This is a genomic window from Amycolatopsis bartoniae (assembly GCF_014191255.1).
GTDB classification, from domain to species: Bacteria; Actinomycetota; Actinomycetes; order Mycobacteriales; family Pseudonocardiaceae; genus Amycolatopsis_E; species Amycolatopsis_E bartoniae.
Genome location: NZ_JACHWH010000004.1, coordinates 89,714 through 109,195, shown reverse-complemented (window position 1 = coordinate 109,195; position 19,482 = coordinate 89,714). Strand labels below are relative to the sequence as shown.

Sequence of the window (19,482 nt, the reverse complement as noted above, 5' to 3'; positions counted from 1 at the left end):
CATGGGGATCGAGCTGCCGCGGGAACTCGCGGACGTCGCCGCCGCCACGGGTTTGTCTTGGCCGCAGGCGGACGAGGACGAGCTGCACGCGCAGGCCACGGCGTGGCGCGGGGCGCAGAACGAGCTGACGGCGCTGGCGGCGGAGGCGGACCGCACGGCGAGTGCCGCGGCGGGTGCGTTGACGGGCCCGTCGGCGGATGCGGCGCGGGAGATGTGGGCGGGTTTCGTGGACCCGGACCGGGGGCACCTGACGCTCGCCGCGAAGGGCGCCGGCGAGGCGGCGGACAGGTTGACGCACGCGGCGGAGCAGGTGGCCGCCGCGAAGGTGGAGATGGTGCGCCAACTGGTGGACGCGGCGAAGAACCGGGACGCGGCCTCCGCCGCGGCGGAGGCGGGTCACCCGACGGCGCTGCTGGGCCTGGCCCCGGTGCTCAAGGGCACGGCGGCGAACCTGGCGATCCTGACGACCAACGTGGAAACGGCGGTCGGCCCCGGCGGCGGGGCGGGCTCGCCGGGTGGCCCGGGTTCGGCTGAGGCGGGTCGTGGCGGGGTTCTGGGCAGTGCGTTCGGAGCGGTGGACGGGCTGGTGAGCGGAGCCCGGGGTGCGGCGACCACCGGTGGGCTGCTGGACGTGAACCCAGGTACGCACACGCCGGAAGGGCAGAGCGGCCTGCTGAGCGCGGTGACCGGCCTGCCGAGCCACGTACTGTCCGCTGTGGACAGTCCGCTCCCCGAAGCACCCCTGCTGCGCCCCGTGGACGACCGTCCGATGCCACCCGTCGAGCCGAGCACCGGGCTGGACCATCCAGTGCCTGGCTTGGGCACGGATCTCGATCACCCGGTGTCGTCCCTTGAACCGGGCGCGAGCGAAGGCGGCCCGGTGCCGTCGGCGGTGCCGGAGCCGGGCACGGGACCGATCCGCACAGGTCACTACAGCGGTTTCCTGGCCCATGGCGGTTTCGACGACGTCCCCACCCCACCGGCGGGAATCCCGGGCGGCACGGTCGCCGCCGGTTTCGCCGAGGGAGCGCCCGCGTCCTTGCCTTCACCGGGCCCGGATCTCAACACCGCTCCCACCCCGCGCCCGGCCCTGCCGAACGTGACAGGCCAGCCCGGCCCGGTTTCCCCTGTTCCGGCCCAACCCTCCCTCCCCGAGCCGCCTCGGCCGGCCGGCGTGCTGCCTCCCGGATCGGCCTACGGTCAGCCCACGGCTCGCCCCGCCCAATCCGCACCCGGCGGTGCTTCCGTGGCCCGCCCGGCGCCGTCCGCACCCGGCGGCAGTCCCACCGCCCGCCCGGCCCAGCCCGCCCCGGGGTCCGGCGCCCGTCCCGCGCCTGGCTCCCGCACCGACGCCCGCCCGACACAGCCCGCGCCAGGATCCGACGCCCGTCCCGCGCAGCCCGCGCCAGGTTCCCGCCCTGACGGTCGCCCGGCACAGCCCGCGCCAACCCCCGACGCTCGCCCCGGGCAGCCCGCCCCGACCTCCGGCCCCCGTCCCACCCCCGACGCCCAGCCCGTGCCCGACAGCCGCCCCCGCCCCGCCCCCGATGCCCATCCCGCCTCCGGCTGGGATCGGGCGCACGGGCAGCCTCCCCTCGGCGCGCCGCGGCAGGAGCGGGAAAGCATCGTCGCCCTGTTCCGGGTTGCCATGTTCCCCATCGGGCACCTGCCGGTGGCCACCGTGCGCCCCCACCGGCAGCTGCCTCCGCCGTCGCCCGAGGTGGACTATGCCGCCGGGTTGCGGTTTCCGCCCTACGACCATCCGCGGTCCGACCTCATCGTGCCCGGCGAAACACCGCCGCGCCGCGGCGAAAGCAGCCCCGCGACACCCGCGCCCGCCGAACTCTTCGAGCACCACGACCCCCTCGGCGGACTCCACGAACGCGACTGGGACCGCCGCTTCCTGGCCGGGCACCGCGACGACATCCCCGAGTACGCATGGCCCCCGGGCGAGCTGTACCCCGAAGGCGGCCTCGAACCCGGCGAACCCGAGGTCCTGCCCGAAGGCACGCTGCTCGACCGCTTCGGCCCCGTCGAAGGGCGCGTCTTCGCCCCCGCCGGCACGCTGTTCGCCAAGCGGTCGCTGCCGCCGACAGCCACCGCCGAATACCGCCGCTACCGCGTGACCCGCGCCGTGCCGATGTGGCAGGCCGTTTCCGCGCCGTGGTTCGGCCAGCCCGGTGGCGGCCTGCGCTACCGCGCGGTCCACTCCGCGGACGAGCTGGTCACGTTGGGCTACCTGGAGGAGGGGGAGTGAACAGCGAATCGATCCTGCGCTGGCTCGAATCGATCGGGGTGCCGCACGAGGTGGTCTCGATCGGCGCCGAGGCCGACAACGCCTGGTGCGTCCTGCGCGCGGACGACCCCGAAGAGGGCGCCGCGGTGTGGGAGGTGTTCTGGCGCGAGCAGGGCAACCGCTACGACTGGGCGCGGTTCACCAACGAACAGGTCGCCTGCCACTACCTCTTCGGCCGCCTCGCGTGGGCCCAGGTGGCCCGCGGCGCGGTCGGTCTGTTGCCGGCATCGGCGTAGGCCCCGCAGGAACCCCGGCGTCAGCCCGCCTTGCCCGCGATACCCCAGTGATCCGACGGCACCGGCTGCAGGACCACCCACGTGTGCTCGCGGATGGAATCGTCGAAGACCTCGGCGACCGCGTCCGTCAGGCGGGCGATCAGGGCCTCCCGGGTGGCCGGAGTGAGGCGGTGTTCGTAGATCTTGACGTCGATCAGCGGCATTTCAGCACTCCACTCCGGTTCCGCGTACCGCCCACAGTGGACAGTGCGTCGTACAGGGCCTCGACCAGGTAGTCGACTTGGGCGTCGGTGAGGCCGGGGTGGCACGGCAGGTTCACGTGCGAGGAGAACCAGAGCCGCTCGGCCACCGGGCACTCGCCGATGGAATGGCCGCGTAGCCGCCACTCCGGCAGCAGGTGCTGCGGGAAGTACCGCAGCTGGATCTCCACGCCCCGCTCGTCGAGCGCGCGCACCAGCTCGTAGCGCACGTCCGGGCCGCCGGGCATGAAGAACGTGTACAGGTGCTGGGCGTGCTCCAGCCCCGGCGGCGGCCGGTGGAACCGCACGCCCGGGTAGCCCTCCAGCACCTCGTCGAGGCGGGAGGCGATCCAGCGTCGGCGTTCGGTCAGCGCGGGCAGTTTGTCGAGCTGCACCACGCCGACCGCGGCCGCCGCCTCGGACATCGTCGCGTTCGTCCCCGCGCCGGCGACCGACCGGCACGAGTCCTGGTAAACGCCCGCCGAGAACTTCATCCACGGCAGGATCCGCGGTGCCCGGCCGGCCAGTACGCCCGCGGGCGCGTACGTGCCGTCGACCTCGTTCGACCGGATGCGGTCGACCCGCTTGGCCCACGCGTCGCGGTTGAGGGTGATCATGCCGCCCTCGCCGAGCGTGGTGATGTTCTTGCTGGTGTGGAAGCTGAAGCAGCCGATGTCGCCGAGCGCGCCGGGACGGCGGCCGTGGTAGCGCGCGCCCAGCGCGTGCGCGCAGTCCTCGATCACCGGAATGCCGCGGCGGCGCGCGATGCCCATGATCTCCGCCATCTCGGCCGGATATCCGCCGTAGTGCACCAGGATGATCCCCTTGGTGCGCGGGGTGAGCAGCTCGCGCAGGGCCACCGGGTCGAGGTTGAGCGACTGCGGGTCCACGTCGCAGAACCGGACGGTGACCTGCCGCGCCAGCAGCGGTTGCACCGACGCCTGATACGTCTGCGGGGTGGCGATCACCTCGTCGCCCGGCTGCAGGTCGAGCAGCCGGATCGCGATCTCCAGTGCCACCGTGCCACTGGTGACCGACAAGGCGTGCTTCGCGCCGACGAAGTCACGGAACTTCGCCTCGAACCGGTCGCGGCAGGAGCCGGAAGAAAGCGCTTCCCCGGACTGCACGACCTCGGTGAGCGCTTGCAGGTCGCGCTCGTCGACCACGCTTCCCCGCCGCGCGAACGGAACCCGGTACGTCATCGTGTCCCCCTTCACCTGGCCTCGGCGGGCTGCTGGGCGAGCCTGCGGGCGAGAACCTTCTTGTCCACCTTTCCGAGGCCCGTCAACGGGAACTCCCTGACCACCTTGACCCGGTCCGGCAGCTTGAACTCCGCGAGCCCGCGCCCGCGCAGCCACTCCTTCAGCACGGGCAGCCCCGGCGCGGGACGGCCGGGCGCGACGATGACGTACGCGCAGGTGCCCTCGCCCAACAGCGCGTCCGGCACGGGTACCACCGCGGCCTGCTCGACGTCCGGGTGCGCGGTGAGGTGCGCTTCGACCTCAGTGGCGGAAACCTTGTCCCCACCACGGATGATGACGTCCTTGAGCCGGCCTTCGATGACCATGTTGCCGTCCTCGGTGAACCGGACCAGGTCGCCGCTGTGGTAGAAACCGTTTTCGGTGAAGGCGACCGCGTTGTGCTCCGGCGCCCGGAAGTACCCCCGCAGCGTGTACGGGCCACGGACCAGCAGCTCACCGATCTCGCCGACCGCCACGTCCCTGCCGTCGCTGTCGACCACCCGGACCTCGTCGGCCGGTGACACCGGACGGCCCTGCGTGGCCACGACCGTCTCATGTGGATCGTCGTACCGGGTGAAGGTCAGCAGTCCCTCTGCCATGCCGAACACCTGTTGCAGGCGGCAGCCGAACGCGGGCTCGATCTCCTCGGCGACCTCGCGGTGCAGTTTCGCGCTGCCGACCTGGACCACGCGCAGGCTCGACAGGTCGTGCTCGGACCAGTGCCTGCCCTCCAGCCACAGGTGCATCACCGTCGGCACGACCGAAGTCATCGTCACCCGCTCCCGTTCGATCAGCGCGAAGCACTCGTCGGGGCTGGGACTGGCCGCCAGCACCACCGTGCCGCCCGCGTGCAGCGTGCCGATGATCCCCGGGCAGCCCCACGTGAAGTTGAACTCGACCGGTAGCACCGCGAGGTACACCGTGTCCACGCCGAGCTCGTCGATCTCCGCGGTGATCCGTGCCTGGTAGAAGTAGTCGTCGTGCGTCCGCGGGATCAGCTTCGGCAGCGCCGTGGTGCCGCCGGAGAGCAGGAAGAACGCGACGTCCGAAGGGTCCGGGTCCGCGAACTCCGCCGACTCCTTGTCCAGTTCGGACAGTGCGGTGAAGTCGCCGGGATCACCGGCGACGAAGACCTCCTTCAGCGCCGGCCTACTGTCCACCACCTGCCGGGCCAGCCGCCGGTAGTCGTACCCGCCGAACACGGCCGGGATCACGTAGGCGACCGCCTGAGCGATGTCGCAGAGGTGGCGCACCTCGTCGGCGCGGTAGGCGGGCAGGGTGAACACCGGCAGCGCGCCCAGCCGGAACAGACCGAAGCACACGGCCACGAACTCGGCGCCGTTGGGCAGCTGCACCAGCACCCGGTCGCCGACGGAGATCCCGCGCCGGGCGAAACCGGTGGCGAGCCGGTCGGCCCACGCGTCGAGCTCGGCGTAGCTGAACCGGCGGTCGTAGTCGACCAGCGCGGTGCGGGGCCCGTGGGCCCGGCTCCGCTCCCGCAGCAGCCCGCCCAGCGTGACCCCGGCCCAGTAGCCTGCCTTTCGGAGCCTGCCGATCTCGTCGTCCGCGCGCGGGACGCAACCCTCGAGCATGGGTACCTCTTTCGACGAACGCAGCTGATTCCCGGAGCACGGGAAGAATGCCGCCAGACTAACCCCGGGGACAATCGCCGAAAAAGCCTTCCGGCGGCTCCCGACGATTCTTGCAGATCCCGTTAGCACAGGTTGCGGAAAAGTTTAAGAACCGGTTGCGCCGGGGCCAGTAGAAACGAGGTCACGGGCCGCCGTGCGCGTGCCCGGCCCGGTCAAACCCCAGGGAGACCACATGGATTTCGGCTTGAACTTCTTCCCGGTAATGGAGCCCGGGCGCAAGAGCGCACGGGACTACTACGACGAGACCCTGCGGCTGTCCCGGCTCGCGGAGGAACGGGGTTTCGAGCACGTGCAGACCGTCGAGCACTACGGTTCCGGTTACGGCGGCTACAGTCCTGATCCCGTCACGTTGCTGACGGCCGTCGCGGCGGTCACCGACCGGATCCGCATCACGACCGGCGCGGTCATTCCGGCTTTTACGCACCCGTTGAAGCTCGCCGGAAAGCTCGCGATGCTCGACAACCTCTCCGGCGGCAGGCTCGACGTCGGCTTCGGCCGCGGGTTCCTGCCGGACGAGTTCGACTGGTTCGGCGTGCCGATGGCCGAGAGCCGGGAGCGGTTCGACGAGGGCATCGAGGCGTGCCGCAGGCTGTGGTCGGAGGAGAACGTCGTGTTCTCCGGCAAGTTCTCGTCGTTCGGTCCGGTGACGCTGCAGCCGCGGACCGTGCAGCAGCCGCACCCGCCGATCTTCGTCGCGTCCGCGACGAGCCCCGAGTCGTGCGCGGCGGCGGGCACGGCCGGCTACCACCTGCAGGTGGTGCCGTCGGTGACCAGCCGTGAGCAGCTGTCCGAGATGCTCGCCGCCTACCGCGAGGCGTGGGCGGCCGCCGGACACGCGGAGGGCGGGGCCCGCATCCAGATCAAGTACACCTGCTACGTCGCCGAGGACGGCGGGCACGCGCTGGCGCTCGCCGAGCGGTTCGAGACCAACTACATCGAGCAGATGACCGGCGCGATCGCCGCGTGGGCGACCACCCGGTCGGCGGCCTACCCCGGCTACGAGGGGTTCATCGACAAGGTGAAGCAGTACGACTTCGAGAAGTCGTTGCGGCAGAACAAGGTCTTCGCCGGGACGCCGGAGGCGGTGGCCGAGCAGGTGGCCACGATCGGCGAGTGGTTTGGCACCGACCTGTGCGTGAGCCTCCAGTTCAGCCCCGGCTACCAGGACTTCGAGGACAGCCACCGAGCGCTGACGCTCTTCGCGGACCGGGTGATGCCGCGGTTTCGGCACTGAGTGGCGAGTAGGAAGAGCCTGTTGTCAACAATCAGAGGATAGGCTCTTCCTACTTGCCGACAAGGCTGGCGTCTTGTGGCTGCAGTGGCGTGGTCGGCTGGGATGCTGACTCGCGGTGGTGGCGGGGTGGCGGCAGAGGTAGTGGGCAGGTCAAGAAGGTCGATCGCGGCAGGAACGCCGCAGTGGTGATCGGTTTTGTTCATCGGGCGCGGGTGTTCGTCGCGGGCCGGGTGATGCCGCGGTTTCGGCACTGAGTCGCGAGTAGGAAGAGCCTGTTGTCAACAATCAGGCGATAGGCTCTTCCTACTTGCCGACAGGACTACATCAGGCGAACCGGTCCGGCGAGGTGAACGACAGGTCGCACAGCTCGGGCTCGCCGGTGACCGTCCTGGCCAGCACCTCGCCGATGCCAGTGGCGTGCTTGAACCCGTGTGCGTTGCAGCCTCCCGCGAGAACGAGCCGCTGGTCCCCGCCGGGCCTGCCGAGGACGAACTGGCCGTCCGGGGTCTGCGCCCACATGCAGACCGACACCTTGGCGGGCAACGGTTCGAGGCCCGGCACCGCCGTTGCCAGCTCGGCGCTGAGCGCGGCCCAGTCGGCCGGGCCCACCGAACGGTCGTCGGTCTCCGGGTCGAGCGCCGGTGGTTCCCCGGGCAGGTTCTCCAGGCCGAGCTTGACCTCGTTCCCCTCGTCGCCGTCCCGGCCGTTGCCCCAAAGGATCAGGTTGTTCTCCCGTTCGCGCATGAACACCGGAAACTGCTCCAGCGCGAAGGCGTGCGGGTCGTCCTCGGGGCGGTACCAGGTGATCGGCATCCGCAGCACGCGCAGCGGCAGGCCGGGCACCAGCGAGGACAGCCAGCTGCCGACCGCCACCACGACCTGGCGCACCCGCAGCGTCCGCAGCGGGGTGTGCACCTGCGCCCCGCCGTCGACCAACTCGACGGCGCTGACCGCGGTGTCGAGGTGAACCCGGGCACCTGCCCGTTCGGCCACCGCGACCGCGGCCTGGATCGACAGCTCCGGACGCAGGATGCCCGCCGAGGGTTCCCACACGCCGATCTGGTCGTCGGAAATCCCCGCGTGCGCCGGAAAGCGCTTTCTCAGCTCCTCGGCGGCGAGCTGCTCGACCTCGATCCCGTGCTGGGAAGCCGCCCGCAGCGTGCCGCCGGCGACCACCCCGTCCGGCGGCCCGATCAGCAGACCACCCACCTGCCGCAGCAGTTCGCGACCGGACCCGACCTCGAGCTCCCGCCACAGGCGCAGTGACGCACGCGCCAGTGGCACCAGTCCGGGGTGCTCCAGGCAGGTGATCCGGAACATCCGGCTGCCGCCGTGCGACGAGCCGAACGCATGCCCGAGCCGGTAGCGCTCGATGCCGACGACGTCGATCCCGCGCACGGCCAGCCGCCACAACGCCGACGCGCCCCACGCGCCGAGGCCGACCACAGCGACTTCCGCGTCCCATTCCGGCATGGTGTCTCTCCCTCGTTCCGGATGCACACTGCGGCACCGGCACGGGGAAATGGAAAAGTAGAACAATCCCTGCGCCCACAGGGTTCGACCCCGCCGAAGATAGCACGATTCCGCCGTCCCCGGTGTGTGTCCCAGCGCGAAGTGCGGATGGCCTATTGCGTCGGCCGCGTACAGTCGGTGAGGGCGATGCCCTGTGGGGCCACAGAAAGCCGCGCAGCGCGAGCGATTCGTGAGGAGGCCGAGCGCATGACCCGGGAATGCTCGCCACCCGTTGTGGAGAACCGCGAGCCGGATTCCGGCGAGGTCCCGGAAGAATCGAAATCGACGTACTTCTGGGCAAAACTGCTGCACCCCGCAGATCCGGCCGCCTTCGAATCGGTGCTGACCGGTGCCCGCGAGGTCGACGAACTGGTCGCGGACGCCGGGCTGGCCGCCGCGGCGTGGACGGCGGAGACCACCCAGCTGATCGTCGACCAGCTGAGCTGCTCGTCTTCGCCGGACAATCCCGTTTCCCCCGCGGAGAAACGGCTCGTCGAGGGCACGGTCACGTGGACGCTGTACCGGCTCGCGCGCGCCGAGCCGGTACCCGGGTACTTCCGCCGCGAGCTGGGCCAGTGCGTCCGGGAGCGGTTGGCGAACGGCTCGACGCCCGAGAGCTGGCTGCACGCCCTCAACGACCTCTACGCCGTGTTGACCGAACGCCTGCTGCACGCGGCCGCCACGGGCCTCCCGCCGGAGCAGCACGCGACCGCCATGCAGGAAATCACCACGACGTTGTTCCACAGCATGAGCCTGCTGGGCGACGAGATCACCCTCGCGTTCCTGGCCGAGCGGCGGCGCCAGAGCGCCGGCGCGGCCGCCGAGCGCGCGAAGCTGGTGCACGGCATCCTCGACGGCGCCAGGGTGAACGCCGAGCGCGCCCACCGCCACCTCGGCTACGACCTGTCGCTGCACCACCTCGGCCTGGTGCTCTGGTACGACGAGGACACCGTCCCGTGGTGCGACGACGACACCCGCAACTGGACGCGGGAGCTCGAAACCGTCGCCACCGGGCTGCTGCGGGAGGCCGGCTGCTCCTCGACGCTACTGGTGCCCGCGGGCTCGGCGCGGCTGTGGGCGTGGGGCGGGCGGGTCCACGGCCTGCCCGCCGAACTCGGCGAACTCGACCCCACGGCGCTACCGGGCGGGCACGTGCACGTCGCGGGCGGTCTGCCCGCGGAGGGCGTCGCCGGGTTCCGCCGTTCCTACGGGCAGGCGGCGACGCTGGAGCACCTGAGCCGCACCGTGCTCGCGGGTTCCGGCAACATCCACGACTACCGCACGCTGGAGCTGTTCGTGCTGATGGGCGGCGACGTCGGGCGGCTGACCGAGTTCGTCCGCCGCGAGCTGGGCGGGCTCGCCGACCAGGAGCGCCCGGTGGTCACGCTGCGCGAGACACTCAAGTGCTACCTGGACTCCGAGCGCAGCACCACGGCCACGGCCGAGCGGCTGCGGATCGCGAAGAACACGGTGGCCTACCGCGTGAAGAAGGCCGAGCAGCTGCGGTCCAGGCCGATCGGCCAGGACCAGCTCCGCCTGCACCTGGCGCTGCACCTCGCCGAACGGATGGGACCGGCACTGCTCTCGGGCCGCGGTACCCCGAAGGAGCGGCGCCCGGCGGGCCGGAACCGCGGACGTTGATCCACTCGTACCGGGACCGCAAGATTTCGCCCGAAGTCTGGTTCCGGCGCCCTATCTTCCCGCCACCCCGGTGCCGTTAGCTGGATTCGACCGGCTCGTGGCCAGGGGAGGATCCCTCCCGCGCGGCCGGTCGTGTCCTGCCCACCGCCGCGGACGCGGGTCCGCGCCCCGAGGATGGAGCGTTCCGACCATGACCAGGGTCCTGATCGTCGATCACGAGACCGCCAGCGCCGACTCGCTGGCCTCGTCGCTGCGCGATCACGGGTTCAGCACCGTCGTGACCACCGACGGCCCCACCGGCCTCACCGAGTTCGACCGCCGCGGCGCGGACATCGTGCTGCTGGACCTGATCCTGCCGGGCATGCCCGGTACCGACCTGTGCCGCAGGCTGCGGGCGGGCTCCGGGGTGCCGGTCATCGTCGTCTCCGCGCGCGACAACGAGGTCGACAAGATCGTGAGCCTCGAACTCGGTGCGGACGACTACGTCACCAAGCCCTACTCCGTGCGCGAGCTGGTCGCGCGGATGCGCGCGGTGCTGCGGCGCGGGCGGCTGGAGCCGGACCACCCCGAACCGCCGCCGGATCCCGAACCGCCGGCCGAGGTGCTGGCCGCCGGGCCGGTGCGGATCGACGCCGACCGGCACGTGGTCACCGTGCACGGCGAGGAGGTGCACATCCCGCTCAAGGAGTTCGAGCTGCTGGAGTGCCTGCTGCGCAGCCCCGGCCGGATGCTCACGCGCGCGAAGCTGATCGGCCGGGTCTGGGGTGCCGACTACGTGGGCGACACGAAGACCCTGGACGTCCATATCGGACGGTTGCGGGCGAAGGTCGAGCGGGACCCCGCCCATCCGCGGCACCTGCTCACCGTCCGCGGTCTCGGTTTCAAGTTCGAGCCGTGACGTCGGCGGCGACGGCCGCCACGTGCCGCAGCCACGCCCCGAGCGTGGGTTCGGCCGACAGCACGCGGAACTCGACCGCCAGCCCGGCGCGGCGGAAGCGGTTCACCAGCCGCATCATGCCCAGCGAGGTGACTCCGAGCTCCAGCAGGTCGGTCTCCGGGGTGATCGCGGCGGGGTCGGCCCCGACCAGTTCCGCGACCGTTTCCCGCATTTCTTCGAACGTCGGGATGTCCACCACGGGCGTTCCTCCTGGGGAGTGCGAGGTGTTCGTCGCGGGCAGCATGACCCGTCGTGCTCACACGAGCGGCAAATGCCGCCTAACCATCGGGAAAACTGTTCGGCATCGCGGCCGGGAAGGCCGTTTAACCGTTGTTGTCGGCCGGGGCGCCGGAAGTATAGGGATCCGGCGCTAGCGTCGGGAACCGGTGACCGGCCGCGCCCGCCGGGTCCGACCCAGCACGATTTCCTCGAAAACCGGGAGTGAATCCAGTGAAGGTCAACGACGTCTTCTTCGCGGGTATCGGTACCGCGGACACCGACTTCGTCGAGACGGCCGACGCGGTCGACCGCGGGTGGTACGGAGCGGAGGAACGCGAGCAGAGCCGGCTGCTGTCGATCACCGTGGCGGGCACGCGCCCGGCTCCCGACCTTGCGGTCGAGGCCGCGCAGCGGGCGCTGGAGCAGGCCGGGCGCGCGCCGGCGGAGTTCGGCGGCGTGTTCCACACCAACGTGCACCCGCAAGGCCCTGACGGCTGGTCCGCCCAGCACTACATCAACCGCAACACCGTGAACCAGCCCGTCACCTCGATCGAGGTGCACAACGGCTGCCTTGGTTCCTTCGCGACGCTGCACCTGGCCACCTGCTTCCTCCAGGCGGACCCGAACCGGGTCTCGGTGCTGCTGACCGCGGGCGACAACTTCGGTACGCCCGCGGTGGACCGGTGGCGCGCCACCACCCTGTTCGTGCTGGCCGACGGCGGTGGTGCGCTGGTGCTGTCGAAGAAGCCCGGCTTCGCCCGGCTGTTGTCCGTGCACGCGGTGTCCGACCCCGAGCTCGAACTGCGCGACCGCGCGGGGGAGAACATCTTCCCGCCGAGCCTCACGGTCGGGAAGGCGCTGAACTTCGACGAGCGCTGGGCGCGGTTCGGGCAGCAGATGGTGGAGGGCACGCTCCCGCCGATGGGCGACTTCGGCGGCGTGATGATCGAAGCCGCGAAGACCGCGATGGACGAGGCGGACACGTCGCTGGAGCGGATCGCCAGGGTCGTCCACGACGGTTTCACCTGGCAGGGTCTGCGCGACGTGTTCCTCGACCCGATCGGCGTCGAGGAGTCGCACGGGATCTGGGACTTCACGCGGCGGCACGGGCACGCCGGACCGGTCGACATGATCCGCGGCCTCGAGCACGTGTGGCGCACCGGCCAGGTCGTGCCGGGGGACAAGGTGCTGCTGGTCGGTGGCGCACCCGGGATGGAGGCCGCCTGCGCCGTCGTCGAGATCGTCCAGGCGCCTTGAGCGGCCTGCTCGCCCCGGTGTGGGCAGGCACGCCGGTGGAGTCGCTGACCGACGACGAGGCGTGGTTGCGCGCGATGCTGGAGGCCGAGGCCGGGCTCGCCCGCGCACAGGCTTCGCTCGGGCTGATCCCGGCCGCCGCCGCGGAGGCGATCACCTGGGCCGCCGGGCACGCCCGGCTCGACATCACCGAGCTCGCGGTGGCGGCGCGGGCCGCGGCCAACCCCGTGGTGGCACTGGTACCGGCGTTCACCAGGGAGGTGGCCCGGCGCGAGCCGTCCGCCGCGGAGTACGTGCACCGCGGCGGCACCAGCCAGGACATCCTCGACACCGCCGCGATGCTGGTGGCCCGGCGGGCGCTGGGCGTGGTCGAGGCCGACCTGGACCTGGTCGCGGACGCGCTGGCCGGCTTGGCCGAGGACCACGTGGGCACACTGCTCGCGGGGCGCACGCTCACCCAGCACGCGGTGCCGACGACGTTCGGGCTCAAGGCGGCGACCTGGCTGCAGCTGGTGCTCGACGCGCAGGACCGCGTGCAGCGGCTGGAGCTGCCCGTCTCGCTCGGCGGGGCGGCCGGCACACTGGCGGCGTACGCGGCCTACGCGGGAATCGACGGGCAGTCCGGGTTTCCACTGCAGGACGGCGGGGTCGAGCTGCTGGCCCCGATGGCGGCCGAGCTGGGACTGGCGGAGCCGGTCACCAGCTGGCACACCGCCCGCACGCCGATCGCCGACCTGGCCGCGGTGCTCCAGTTCGTCACCGGGGCGCTCGGCAAGCTCGCGCTCGACGTGCAACTGATGTGCCGCACGGAGATCGGCGAGCTGTCCGAACCGTTCGAGGCCGGACGCGGCGCGTCCTCGGCGATGCCGCAGAAGCGCAATCCCGTGCTGGCCACGATGATCCTGTCCGCGGCCCGGCAGGTGCCCGCGCTGGCCGCGGTGCTCGCCGAGTGCATGCTCGCCGAGGACGAGCGGCCCGCCGGCGCGTGGCACACCGAGTGGCAGCCGCTGGCCGAGGCGCTGCGGCTCACCGGCGGCGCCACGCACACCGCGGCGCAGCTGTGCGCCGGACTCGTGGTGCACCCGGAGCGGATGGCCGAGAACCTGGCCCGCACGGGCGGCGCGATCCTGGCGGAACGGCTCAACGTCGCGCTCGCCCCGCTGGTGGGCAAGGCACGCGCGAAGAGTCTGCTGACCGAGGTGGCGGTGGACGCGGACGACACGGGAACGGCGTTCGCCGACCTCGCGCGGCAGGACCCGCGGCTGGCCGGGCTGCTGCCCGACGGGCACCTGGCGCCGCTGTTCGACCCGGTGGGCTACCTCGGCGCCGCGGAACCGCTGACCGCCAGGGTGCTCGACCGCTACGCCGAACGCCGCCGCGGCTGAGGGAAGTCGGGGAGGGTGGGGTGACATCCGAACGTGCGGCCGTCTGCGTGATCGGGGCCGGGCCGCGGGGAATCTGCGTGCTGGAGCGGGTACTGGCGAACCACACCGGCGGCGAGCTGGTGGTGCACGTCGTGGATCCCTTCGTGCACAGGGGGAGCCGGGTCTGGTCGGTGGACCAGCCGCCGTCGCTGCTGATGAACACGGTCACCTCGCAGGTCACCGTGTTCACCGACGAGAGCGTGCGGTGCGCCGGGCCGATCCTGCCCGGTCCCAGCCTGTACGAATGGGCGAAGGCGTTGCCGGACGACGTCGGCCAACGCGTCCGCGAGGAGGCGGCCCGGCTCGGCCCGGACAGTTACCCGAGCCGTGCCTTCTACGGGGAGTACCTGCGCTGGGCCCTGCGCTCGCTGTGCGCGTCCGCGCCCGACGGCGTGACCGTGCGGCTGCACGAGGTGTCGGCGCTGGCGTTGGACGAGGACACGGCCGGGCTGCAGACGGTGGTGCTCGCCGACGGCACGCGGCTGGGCGGGCTGGCCGCGGTGGTGCTCGCGCAGGGGCACCTCGACATGCCGCTGACGGGGGAGTCGCGGCGGCTGGGCACGTTCGTCGCCCGGCAGGTGCGTTACCTCCCACCCGCGAACCCGGCCGAGGTGGGGGAGGACCTGGCGCGGATCCCGCCGGGCGGCGCGGTCGCGCTCCGGGGGCTGGGGCTGAACTTCTTCGACTACCTGACGTTGCTCACCCAGGGCCGTGGCGGCCGGTTCGAGCGCGACGGCGACCAGTTGCGGTACGTGCGTTCAGGTGCGGAACCGGTGCTGTACGCCGGATCGCGGCGCGGCATCCCGTACCACGCCCGCGGCGAGAACCAGAAGGGCGTCTCGGGGCGGCACGAACCGCTTTTCCTGACACCCGAGGTGATCGCGCGGCTCCGGGCGGGCAGGCCCGTCGACTTCCGGGCCGAGGTCTGGCCGTTGATCTCCCGCGAGGTCCGTGCCGTCTACTACTCGACGTTGCTGCGTTCCCGCGGCCACCCGGATTTCCTCCGGCGGTACCGGGAACTGCCCGAGTCCGGCGAGGACGAGCTGCTCCGCGAGTACGGGATCGGCGCCGGCGAACGCTGGAACTGGGACGTCATCGCGCATCCCGACCGCGGCCGCGGGTTCGGCAGCCATGAGGAGTTCCGCGCCTGGCTGCTGGACCACCTGCGCCGGGACCTCGCCGAGGCGCGACTGGGCAATGTGGACAGTCCGCTGAAGGCCGCGCTCGACGTGCTGCGGGACCTGCGCAACGAGGTCCGGCTGGTGGTCGACCACGGCGGCGTCACCGGCGACTCGTACCGGCGCGACCTGCAGGATTGGTACACGCCGTTGAACGCCTTCCTGTCCATCGGACCGCCGGCGCGACGCGTCGCCGAGCTGATCGCGCTGGTCGAGGCGGGCGTGCTGCGCCCGCTCGGGCCGGGGATGCGGGTGGACATCGCGCCGGACCGGCGGGCGTTCGTGGTCGGCGCCTCGTCGGTGGACGCGCCGCCGGTGCGGGTGACCACGCTGGTCGAGGCGCGGCTGCCGGAGTTCGACGTCCGTCGCTCGGCCGACCCGCTCGCCCGCCTGCTGCTGAACTCCGGGCAGTGCCGGCCCTACGGCCTGCCCCGCACTCGCGGCGGCGCGTACGAAACCGGCGGCCTCGCCGTCACACCGCGCCCGTACCACCTGCTGGACCGCTGGAAGAGGCCGCACCCGCGCCGGTTCGCCTACGGCGTGCCGACCGAGACCGTGCACTGGGTGACGGCGGCCGGCGTCCGCCCCGACGTCGACTCGGTGATCCTCGGTGACGCGGACGCCATCGCCAGAGCGGTGCTCGCCGTGGTGGGGAACGGGAAAAGCGCGCCGGCCGGGGAAAAGGTCGAGCAGGCAAATTGAGGGAATGTTTAGAAACTGTGGCAACCCGTGTGCAGGCGACCCCAATACCGTGTTTTCCGGAACAAGGGGAACGAGACTTCTCGAGTGAGGGGCTGAAATGGCCGAACCGGCGAACCCGCCCGCTCGCGCGGGCGCGAACCGGGCCGCGCGCATCGCCACCCGGACCCGGGACGAGAACTGGCGCAAACCGCCGCGCCGCATCGAGTCGTCCGAATGCATCGTGTGCGACACGTGCCTGCGCAACTGCCCGCCGGAGTTCGGGGCCATCTTCGACGACGGGCTGGACGTGGTGATCGTGCCGGAACTGTGCTCGGGCTGCCCGGCCTGCGTGCTGGTGTGCCCGGTCGACTGCATCTACGTCGACGAGGACTGGACGCCGACCGGCCAAGGCATGTGGACCCACATCGAGCTCACCGGAGCCACGAGCGGAGACCGATCATGAAGCTGACGACACTGCGGACGGCCTCCTCGCACCGGGCAGCGCTCGCCGAAGCCCGGCTGAGCCGCCGCCCCAGCAGGCTGGGCAGCAAGGCCGGCACGGCACCGGAACCGGACCACGTCCTCGCACCCGACGACGGTTTTCCCGGCCTGCTCCGCCGCGCCTGGCAGCGCGCCATCGCGGCGCCGGACCCGGCCGCGGCGGTGGACGTGTTGCTCACCCTCGACGGGCACGTGCCCGCCGACGTCCAGCTGCGGGCCCTGCGCCTGCCCGAGCAGTGCGCGCTGAAGGCCCTGTTCGGACTGTCCTGGCAGGACGGACGGCAGCACCCGGACGGCACGGCGGACGGCGAACCGGTGCACGTCGGGGAGCTCGGCCTGACGACGGGCGGTCGCATCGCCGTCGGCGTACCGTCGCAGCGCCCGCTCGGCGACGGCGAGGACCTGGTGGACGGCGTGCTGCGCGTGCGGTGGACGGCGGCCGCGCTGGAGCGCTACCGCGAGGAGCTGCACCGGGAGGAACGCCGTGCGCTTTCGTCCGTTGTGGACTGTCGCAAGTGGCTGGCGGGTCTCGGTACCAAGGGGCGGAACGAGCTGCTGGACGAGCTGAAGGACGCCGCGCTGCGCACCGCCCCGTTCGTGCTGTACCAGGACACCAAGCGGTACACCAACTTCCGCGAACACAACACGCTCACCGGGAAGACCCTCTGGCCCGGTCACCCCGACTGCGCCCTGAGCAGCCTCCAGGGGCTCGCGCTGGACCTGTGGTCGGACAACGACGTCGTGCTCGTCGTGTGCCTGAAACTCCTCGTGCTCTCGGTCGGCTACGGCAGGATCGAGGAGGCCAACGGCACACAGCTCACCGTCGCGCACGTCGCCGCGCTACTGGACCGCGTGCGCCGCAAGTACAACAGCGTGCCCGGCGCTCCGCAGGTGCCGCACGCCGCGTCGGCCGACGTGAACTCGTTGCGGGACCTGGCCTGGCGGCTGCGCGAGCAACGCCAGGAGATCAGCGGCCGGGTCCAGCTGTACCGCGAGATCCACGGCCCGCTGATGCACAAGATCGAGCAGGTCGCCGCACCGCGGGGCGAGCAGGCGCTGGCCAGGGAGGCGGCGCTGGCCGCGCGGCTGAGCGAGCGACTTCCGTTGGACGGCAAGGGCCTCGACGAACTTTCGGCCGCGCTGAGCGCCGCGCCGGACTGGCTGACCCGGCCGTACGGAGACTTCGGCACGGGCCTGGAAGCGCTGGTCGCCGAAACGGTGTCCGCCACCGTCGACGCGTTCGAGACGGACTTCGCGATGAGCCGCGGTATCCGGTCGTTGCCGATGCTGCTCGCGGCCCTGCGTGAGCAGGACTGGTCCCGCATCGTGCAGTGGGACCTGCCCGACTTCTTCTGCTGCGTGATCCCCGATCCCGCCGCCGCCCGCCACTTCGGCGGCTCGGCCGCCCGGCTCGCGGACGTCGCCTGGTCGATGTCCGCGCGGATGCAGTACAACTCCTGGCACTTCCTGGCGGGCAACCTGCCGAAGACACCGGAGGTCGTGGCCAGGGACTACTTCGTGCCCCCGGTGGTGCCGGACCTCGCCTACTACTCCGACCAGCACCACCACGGCCACGTGGCGGCCAAGGTCCGGTTCAGCATCCGCAGCCCGCAGGCCGTCGAGCTGGCCGGACGGCGTTTCGGCGGTTTCGTCGACCTGCGGCTCCTGCGCTGCGCCGGTACCCCCTTCGACGAGCAGGACCTGCTGGCCGCCGACCGCGCGTCGCGGTTCCTCGCCCACGCGACGACGCTGACGGGCGCCGCCGTCGCGGCCGGGGCGGACTGCGCGGTCACCGCGTTCGACAGCCGCTGGCACTGGTCGCGGATCGCGGGCGGGCGGCCGGGGGAGTCGGCTTGACCCTCCCGGACGCCCACGAGACCAGGGAACGGCTCCGCGGCGGGGAACTGTCGGTCACCGAACACGTCGAGGCCACGCTCGCCGCCATCGAACGCCTCGACCCGGTGCTCGGCGCGTACGTCTCGGTAGCCGGGGACAGCGCGCTCGACGCCGCGGCGTCGGCCGACGAGCTGGTGCGCAGGCTCGGCCGGGACGCCTGGCTCGCCCGGCCGCTGCTCGGCCTGACCCTGTCGGTGAAGGACCTCGTCCAGACCGCCTGCCTGCCCACGGCCCGCGGTTCCCTGCTGGAGAACCGGCGGCCGCGGGTGGACGCGCCCGCGGTGGCGCGGTTGCGGGAGGCCGGGGCGATCGTCGTCGGGAAGACCACGACGTCGGAGTACGGCTGGAGCGCGAGCACGGCCAGCCGCGTCGCCGAGCCCACCCGCAACCCGTGGGCGCCCGACCGTTCCGCCGGTGGTTCGAGCGGCGGAGCGGCCGCCGCGGTCGCGGCCGGGCTGTGCGACCTCGCGCTGGGCACCGACGGGGCGGGCTCGATCCGCATCCCGGCGGCCTTCTGCGGGGTGGTCGGGTACAAGCCGTCCTTCGGCCGGGTGCCGTACGTACCCCCGTGTGCCGACCGGCTGGCCCACCTCGGCCCGCTCGCGCGCAGCGTGCGCGACGCGAAGGAAGTCCTCCGGTACGCGTCGGGGCCGCATCGCGGAGACCCGGACTCCTGGCTGGTGCGGCGGGCCCCGCGCCGGCACCGGACGTCGTTGCGGATCGCGTGGCTGGAGTTCCCCGGGACCGCGCCGGAGGTGCGCCGGGTGTGCGAGAGCGTGCTGCCGGTGTTCGGCGACCACCGCTTGGAGCAGGCCGACGTGCCGTTCGAGGACCCGTACCCGGCACTGGTGGACGTCCTCGCCGCGAACGAGGCGGCGGGCACGGGCCCCGAGGACGAGCAGTGGTGCGACCCGGGACGGCTGGAGGTCGTCCGCTACGGCCGCACGCTCAGCGGCACGGACCTGGTGCGGGCGGCGGACGCGCAGCTGGCACTGCGGGCGCGGATTTCGACGGTGTTCGAACATCACGACCTGCTCGCCATGGCGACCGTGCCGATCGAACCGTTCCACCCGTACGCCGTCGGGCCGTCGTGGGCCGCCCGCCCGGCGGACCTGCAGTGGCTCGCCTGGGCGCCCGCGGCCTACCCGTTCAACCTCACCGGTCAGCCCGCGGTCTCGGTGCCAGCCGGGCTCACCCCGGCGGGACTGCCGGTCGGGATCCAGCTGGTCGGCCCGCCGGGAGGCGACGAACTCGTGTTCGGCGTGGCGGCCACGATCGAGGCCGCCCTCGCCTTCCACCGCTATCCGCTACCCGTACCGACCGACGAAGGGGTGAAGTGAG

At 72.1% G+C, this 19,482-nt stretch carries 16 protein-coding genes; 11 read left to right on the top strand and 5 right to left on the bottom strand.

The genetic code is table 11. The annotated features are described in order from the left end of the window. The first annotated feature begins 1 nt into the window (after position 1). Both FHX82_RS21845 and FHX82_RS21840 read left to right on the top strand, forming a co-directional pair. Positions 2-2,257, top strand: a complete 2,256-nt coding sequence (locus tag FHX82_RS21845; protein ID WP_183176754.1) for a TNT domain-containing protein — start codon at positions 2-4, stop codon at positions 2,255-2,257. After that, on the top strand, positions 2,254-2,532 hold the full coding sequence (locus FHX82_RS21840) for a hypothetical protein (protein ID WP_145935146.1): 279 nt from the start codon (positions 2,254-2,256) through the stop codon (positions 2,530-2,532). Before FHX82_RS21845 ends, FHX82_RS21840 begins: the two co-directional genes overlap by 4 nt. A gap of 20 nt (positions 2,533-2,552) precedes the next feature. Here the strand turns inward: FHX82_RS21840 and FHX82_RS21835 are convergent, their stop codons facing one another. The 3 genes from FHX82_RS21835 to FHX82_RS21825 are packed head-to-tail and all read right to left on the bottom strand — an operon-like array spanning position 2,553 to position 5,604. Beyond that, positions 2,553-2,735: a tautomerase family protein gene (locus tag FHX82_RS21835; RefSeq protein WP_145935145.1), complete on the bottom strand. Its 183-nt coding sequence runs from the start codon at positions 2,733-2,735 to the stop codon at positions 2,553-2,555. Next, on the bottom strand, positions 2,726-3,973 hold the full coding sequence (locus tag FHX82_RS21830; RefSeq protein WP_145935144.1) for a DegT/DnrJ/EryC1/StrS family aminotransferase: 1,248 nt from the start codon (positions 3,971-3,973) through the stop codon (positions 2,726-2,728). The genes FHX82_RS21835 and FHX82_RS21830 overlap by 10 nt, the downstream gene beginning before the upstream one ends. 11 nt (positions 3,974-3,984) lie before the next feature. Next, positions 3,985-5,604, bottom strand: a complete 1,620-nt coding sequence (locus FHX82_RS21825; RefSeq protein WP_145935143.1) for a (2,3-dihydroxybenzoyl)adenylate synthase — start codon at positions 5,602-5,604, stop codon at positions 3,985-3,987. 232 nt (positions 5,605-5,836) lie between these two features. Here FHX82_RS21825 and FHX82_RS21820 point away from each other — a divergent pair, with 232 nt between their 5' ends. Then, entirely contained in the window at positions 5,837-6,898 is a 1,062-nt protein-coding gene (locus tag FHX82_RS21820; RefSeq protein ID WP_145935142.1) for an LLM class flavin-dependent oxidoreductase, read from the top strand. A gap of 324 nt (positions 6,899-7,222) precedes the next feature. Here FHX82_RS21820 and solA read toward each other — a convergent pair whose 3' ends face one another. Continuing rightward, entirely contained in the window at positions 7,223-8,371 is a 1,149-nt protein-coding gene (solA, locus tag FHX82_RS21815; RefSeq protein ID WP_145935141.1) for an N-methyl-L-tryptophan oxidase, read from the bottom strand. A 246-nt stretch (positions 8,372-8,617) separates the two neighbouring features. Between solA and FHX82_RS21810 the strand changes: the two genes are divergently transcribed. Beyond that, positions 8,618-10,051, top strand: coding sequence for a PucR family transcriptional regulator (locus FHX82_RS21810; RefSeq protein WP_183176753.1), 1,434 nt, complete (start codon positions 8,618-8,620; stop codon positions 10,049-10,051). A 190-nt stretch (positions 10,052-10,241) separates the two neighbouring features. Continuing rightward, the gene (locus FHX82_RS21805) at positions 10,242-10,949 is read left to right on the top strand and encodes a response regulator transcription factor (RefSeq protein ID WP_145935139.1); all 708 of its coding nucleotides are present in this window, start codon (positions 10,242-10,244) and stop codon (positions 10,947-10,949) included. Here FHX82_RS21805 and FHX82_RS21800 read toward each other — a convergent pair. Further along, on the bottom strand, positions 10,933-11,187 hold the full coding sequence (locus FHX82_RS21800; RefSeq protein WP_221216359.1) for a phosphopantetheine-binding protein: 255 nt from the start codon (positions 11,185-11,187) through the stop codon (positions 10,933-10,935). The genes FHX82_RS21805 and FHX82_RS21800 overlap by 17 nt on opposite strands. A gap of 251 nt (positions 11,188-11,438) precedes the next feature. Between FHX82_RS21800 and FHX82_RS21795 the strand changes: the two genes are divergently transcribed. The 6 genes from FHX82_RS21795 to FHX82_RS21770 all read left to right on the top strand — a co-directional run bounded on the left by FHX82_RS21795 (position 11,439) and on the right by FHX82_RS21770 (position 19,481). Then, positions 11,439-12,464 carry a ketoacyl-ACP synthase III family protein gene (locus FHX82_RS21795; protein ID WP_145935137.1) on the top strand — a complete coding sequence of 342 codons (1,026 nt, stop codon included), beginning with the start codon at positions 11,439-11,441 and terminating at the stop codon, positions 12,462-12,464. Next, positions 12,461-13,846, top strand: a complete 1,386-nt coding sequence (locus FHX82_RS21790; protein ID WP_229881326.1) for a class-II fumarase/aspartase family protein — start codon at positions 12,461-12,463, stop codon at positions 13,844-13,846. The genes FHX82_RS21795 and FHX82_RS21790 overlap by 4 nt, the downstream gene beginning before the upstream one ends. A gap of 20 nt (positions 13,847-13,866) precedes the next feature. Next, positions 13,867-15,765, top strand: coding sequence for an FAD/NAD(P)-binding protein (locus FHX82_RS21785; RefSeq protein ID WP_229881325.1), 1,899 nt, complete (start codon positions 13,867-13,869; stop codon positions 15,763-15,765). A 97-nt stretch (positions 15,766-15,862) separates the two neighbouring features. After that, a complete protein-coding gene (locus FHX82_RS21780) occupies positions 15,863-16,207 on the top strand; it encodes an ATP-binding protein (RefSeq protein WP_145935136.1) in 345 nt (114 codons plus the stop codon). Beyond that, positions 16,204-18,102, top strand: a complete 1,899-nt coding sequence (locus FHX82_RS21775) for a hypothetical protein (RefSeq protein WP_145935135.1) — start codon at positions 16,204-16,206, stop codon at positions 18,100-18,102. The genes FHX82_RS21780 and FHX82_RS21775 overlap by 4 nt, the downstream gene beginning before the upstream one ends. After that, complete coding sequence (locus FHX82_RS21770; RefSeq protein ID WP_183176752.1) at positions 18,099-19,481, top strand: amidase; 1,383 nt, start codon at positions 18,099-18,101, stop codon at positions 19,479-19,481. The genes FHX82_RS21775 and FHX82_RS21770 overlap by 4 nt, the downstream gene beginning before the upstream one ends. The last annotated feature ends 1 nt before the right edge of the window (position 19,482 follow it).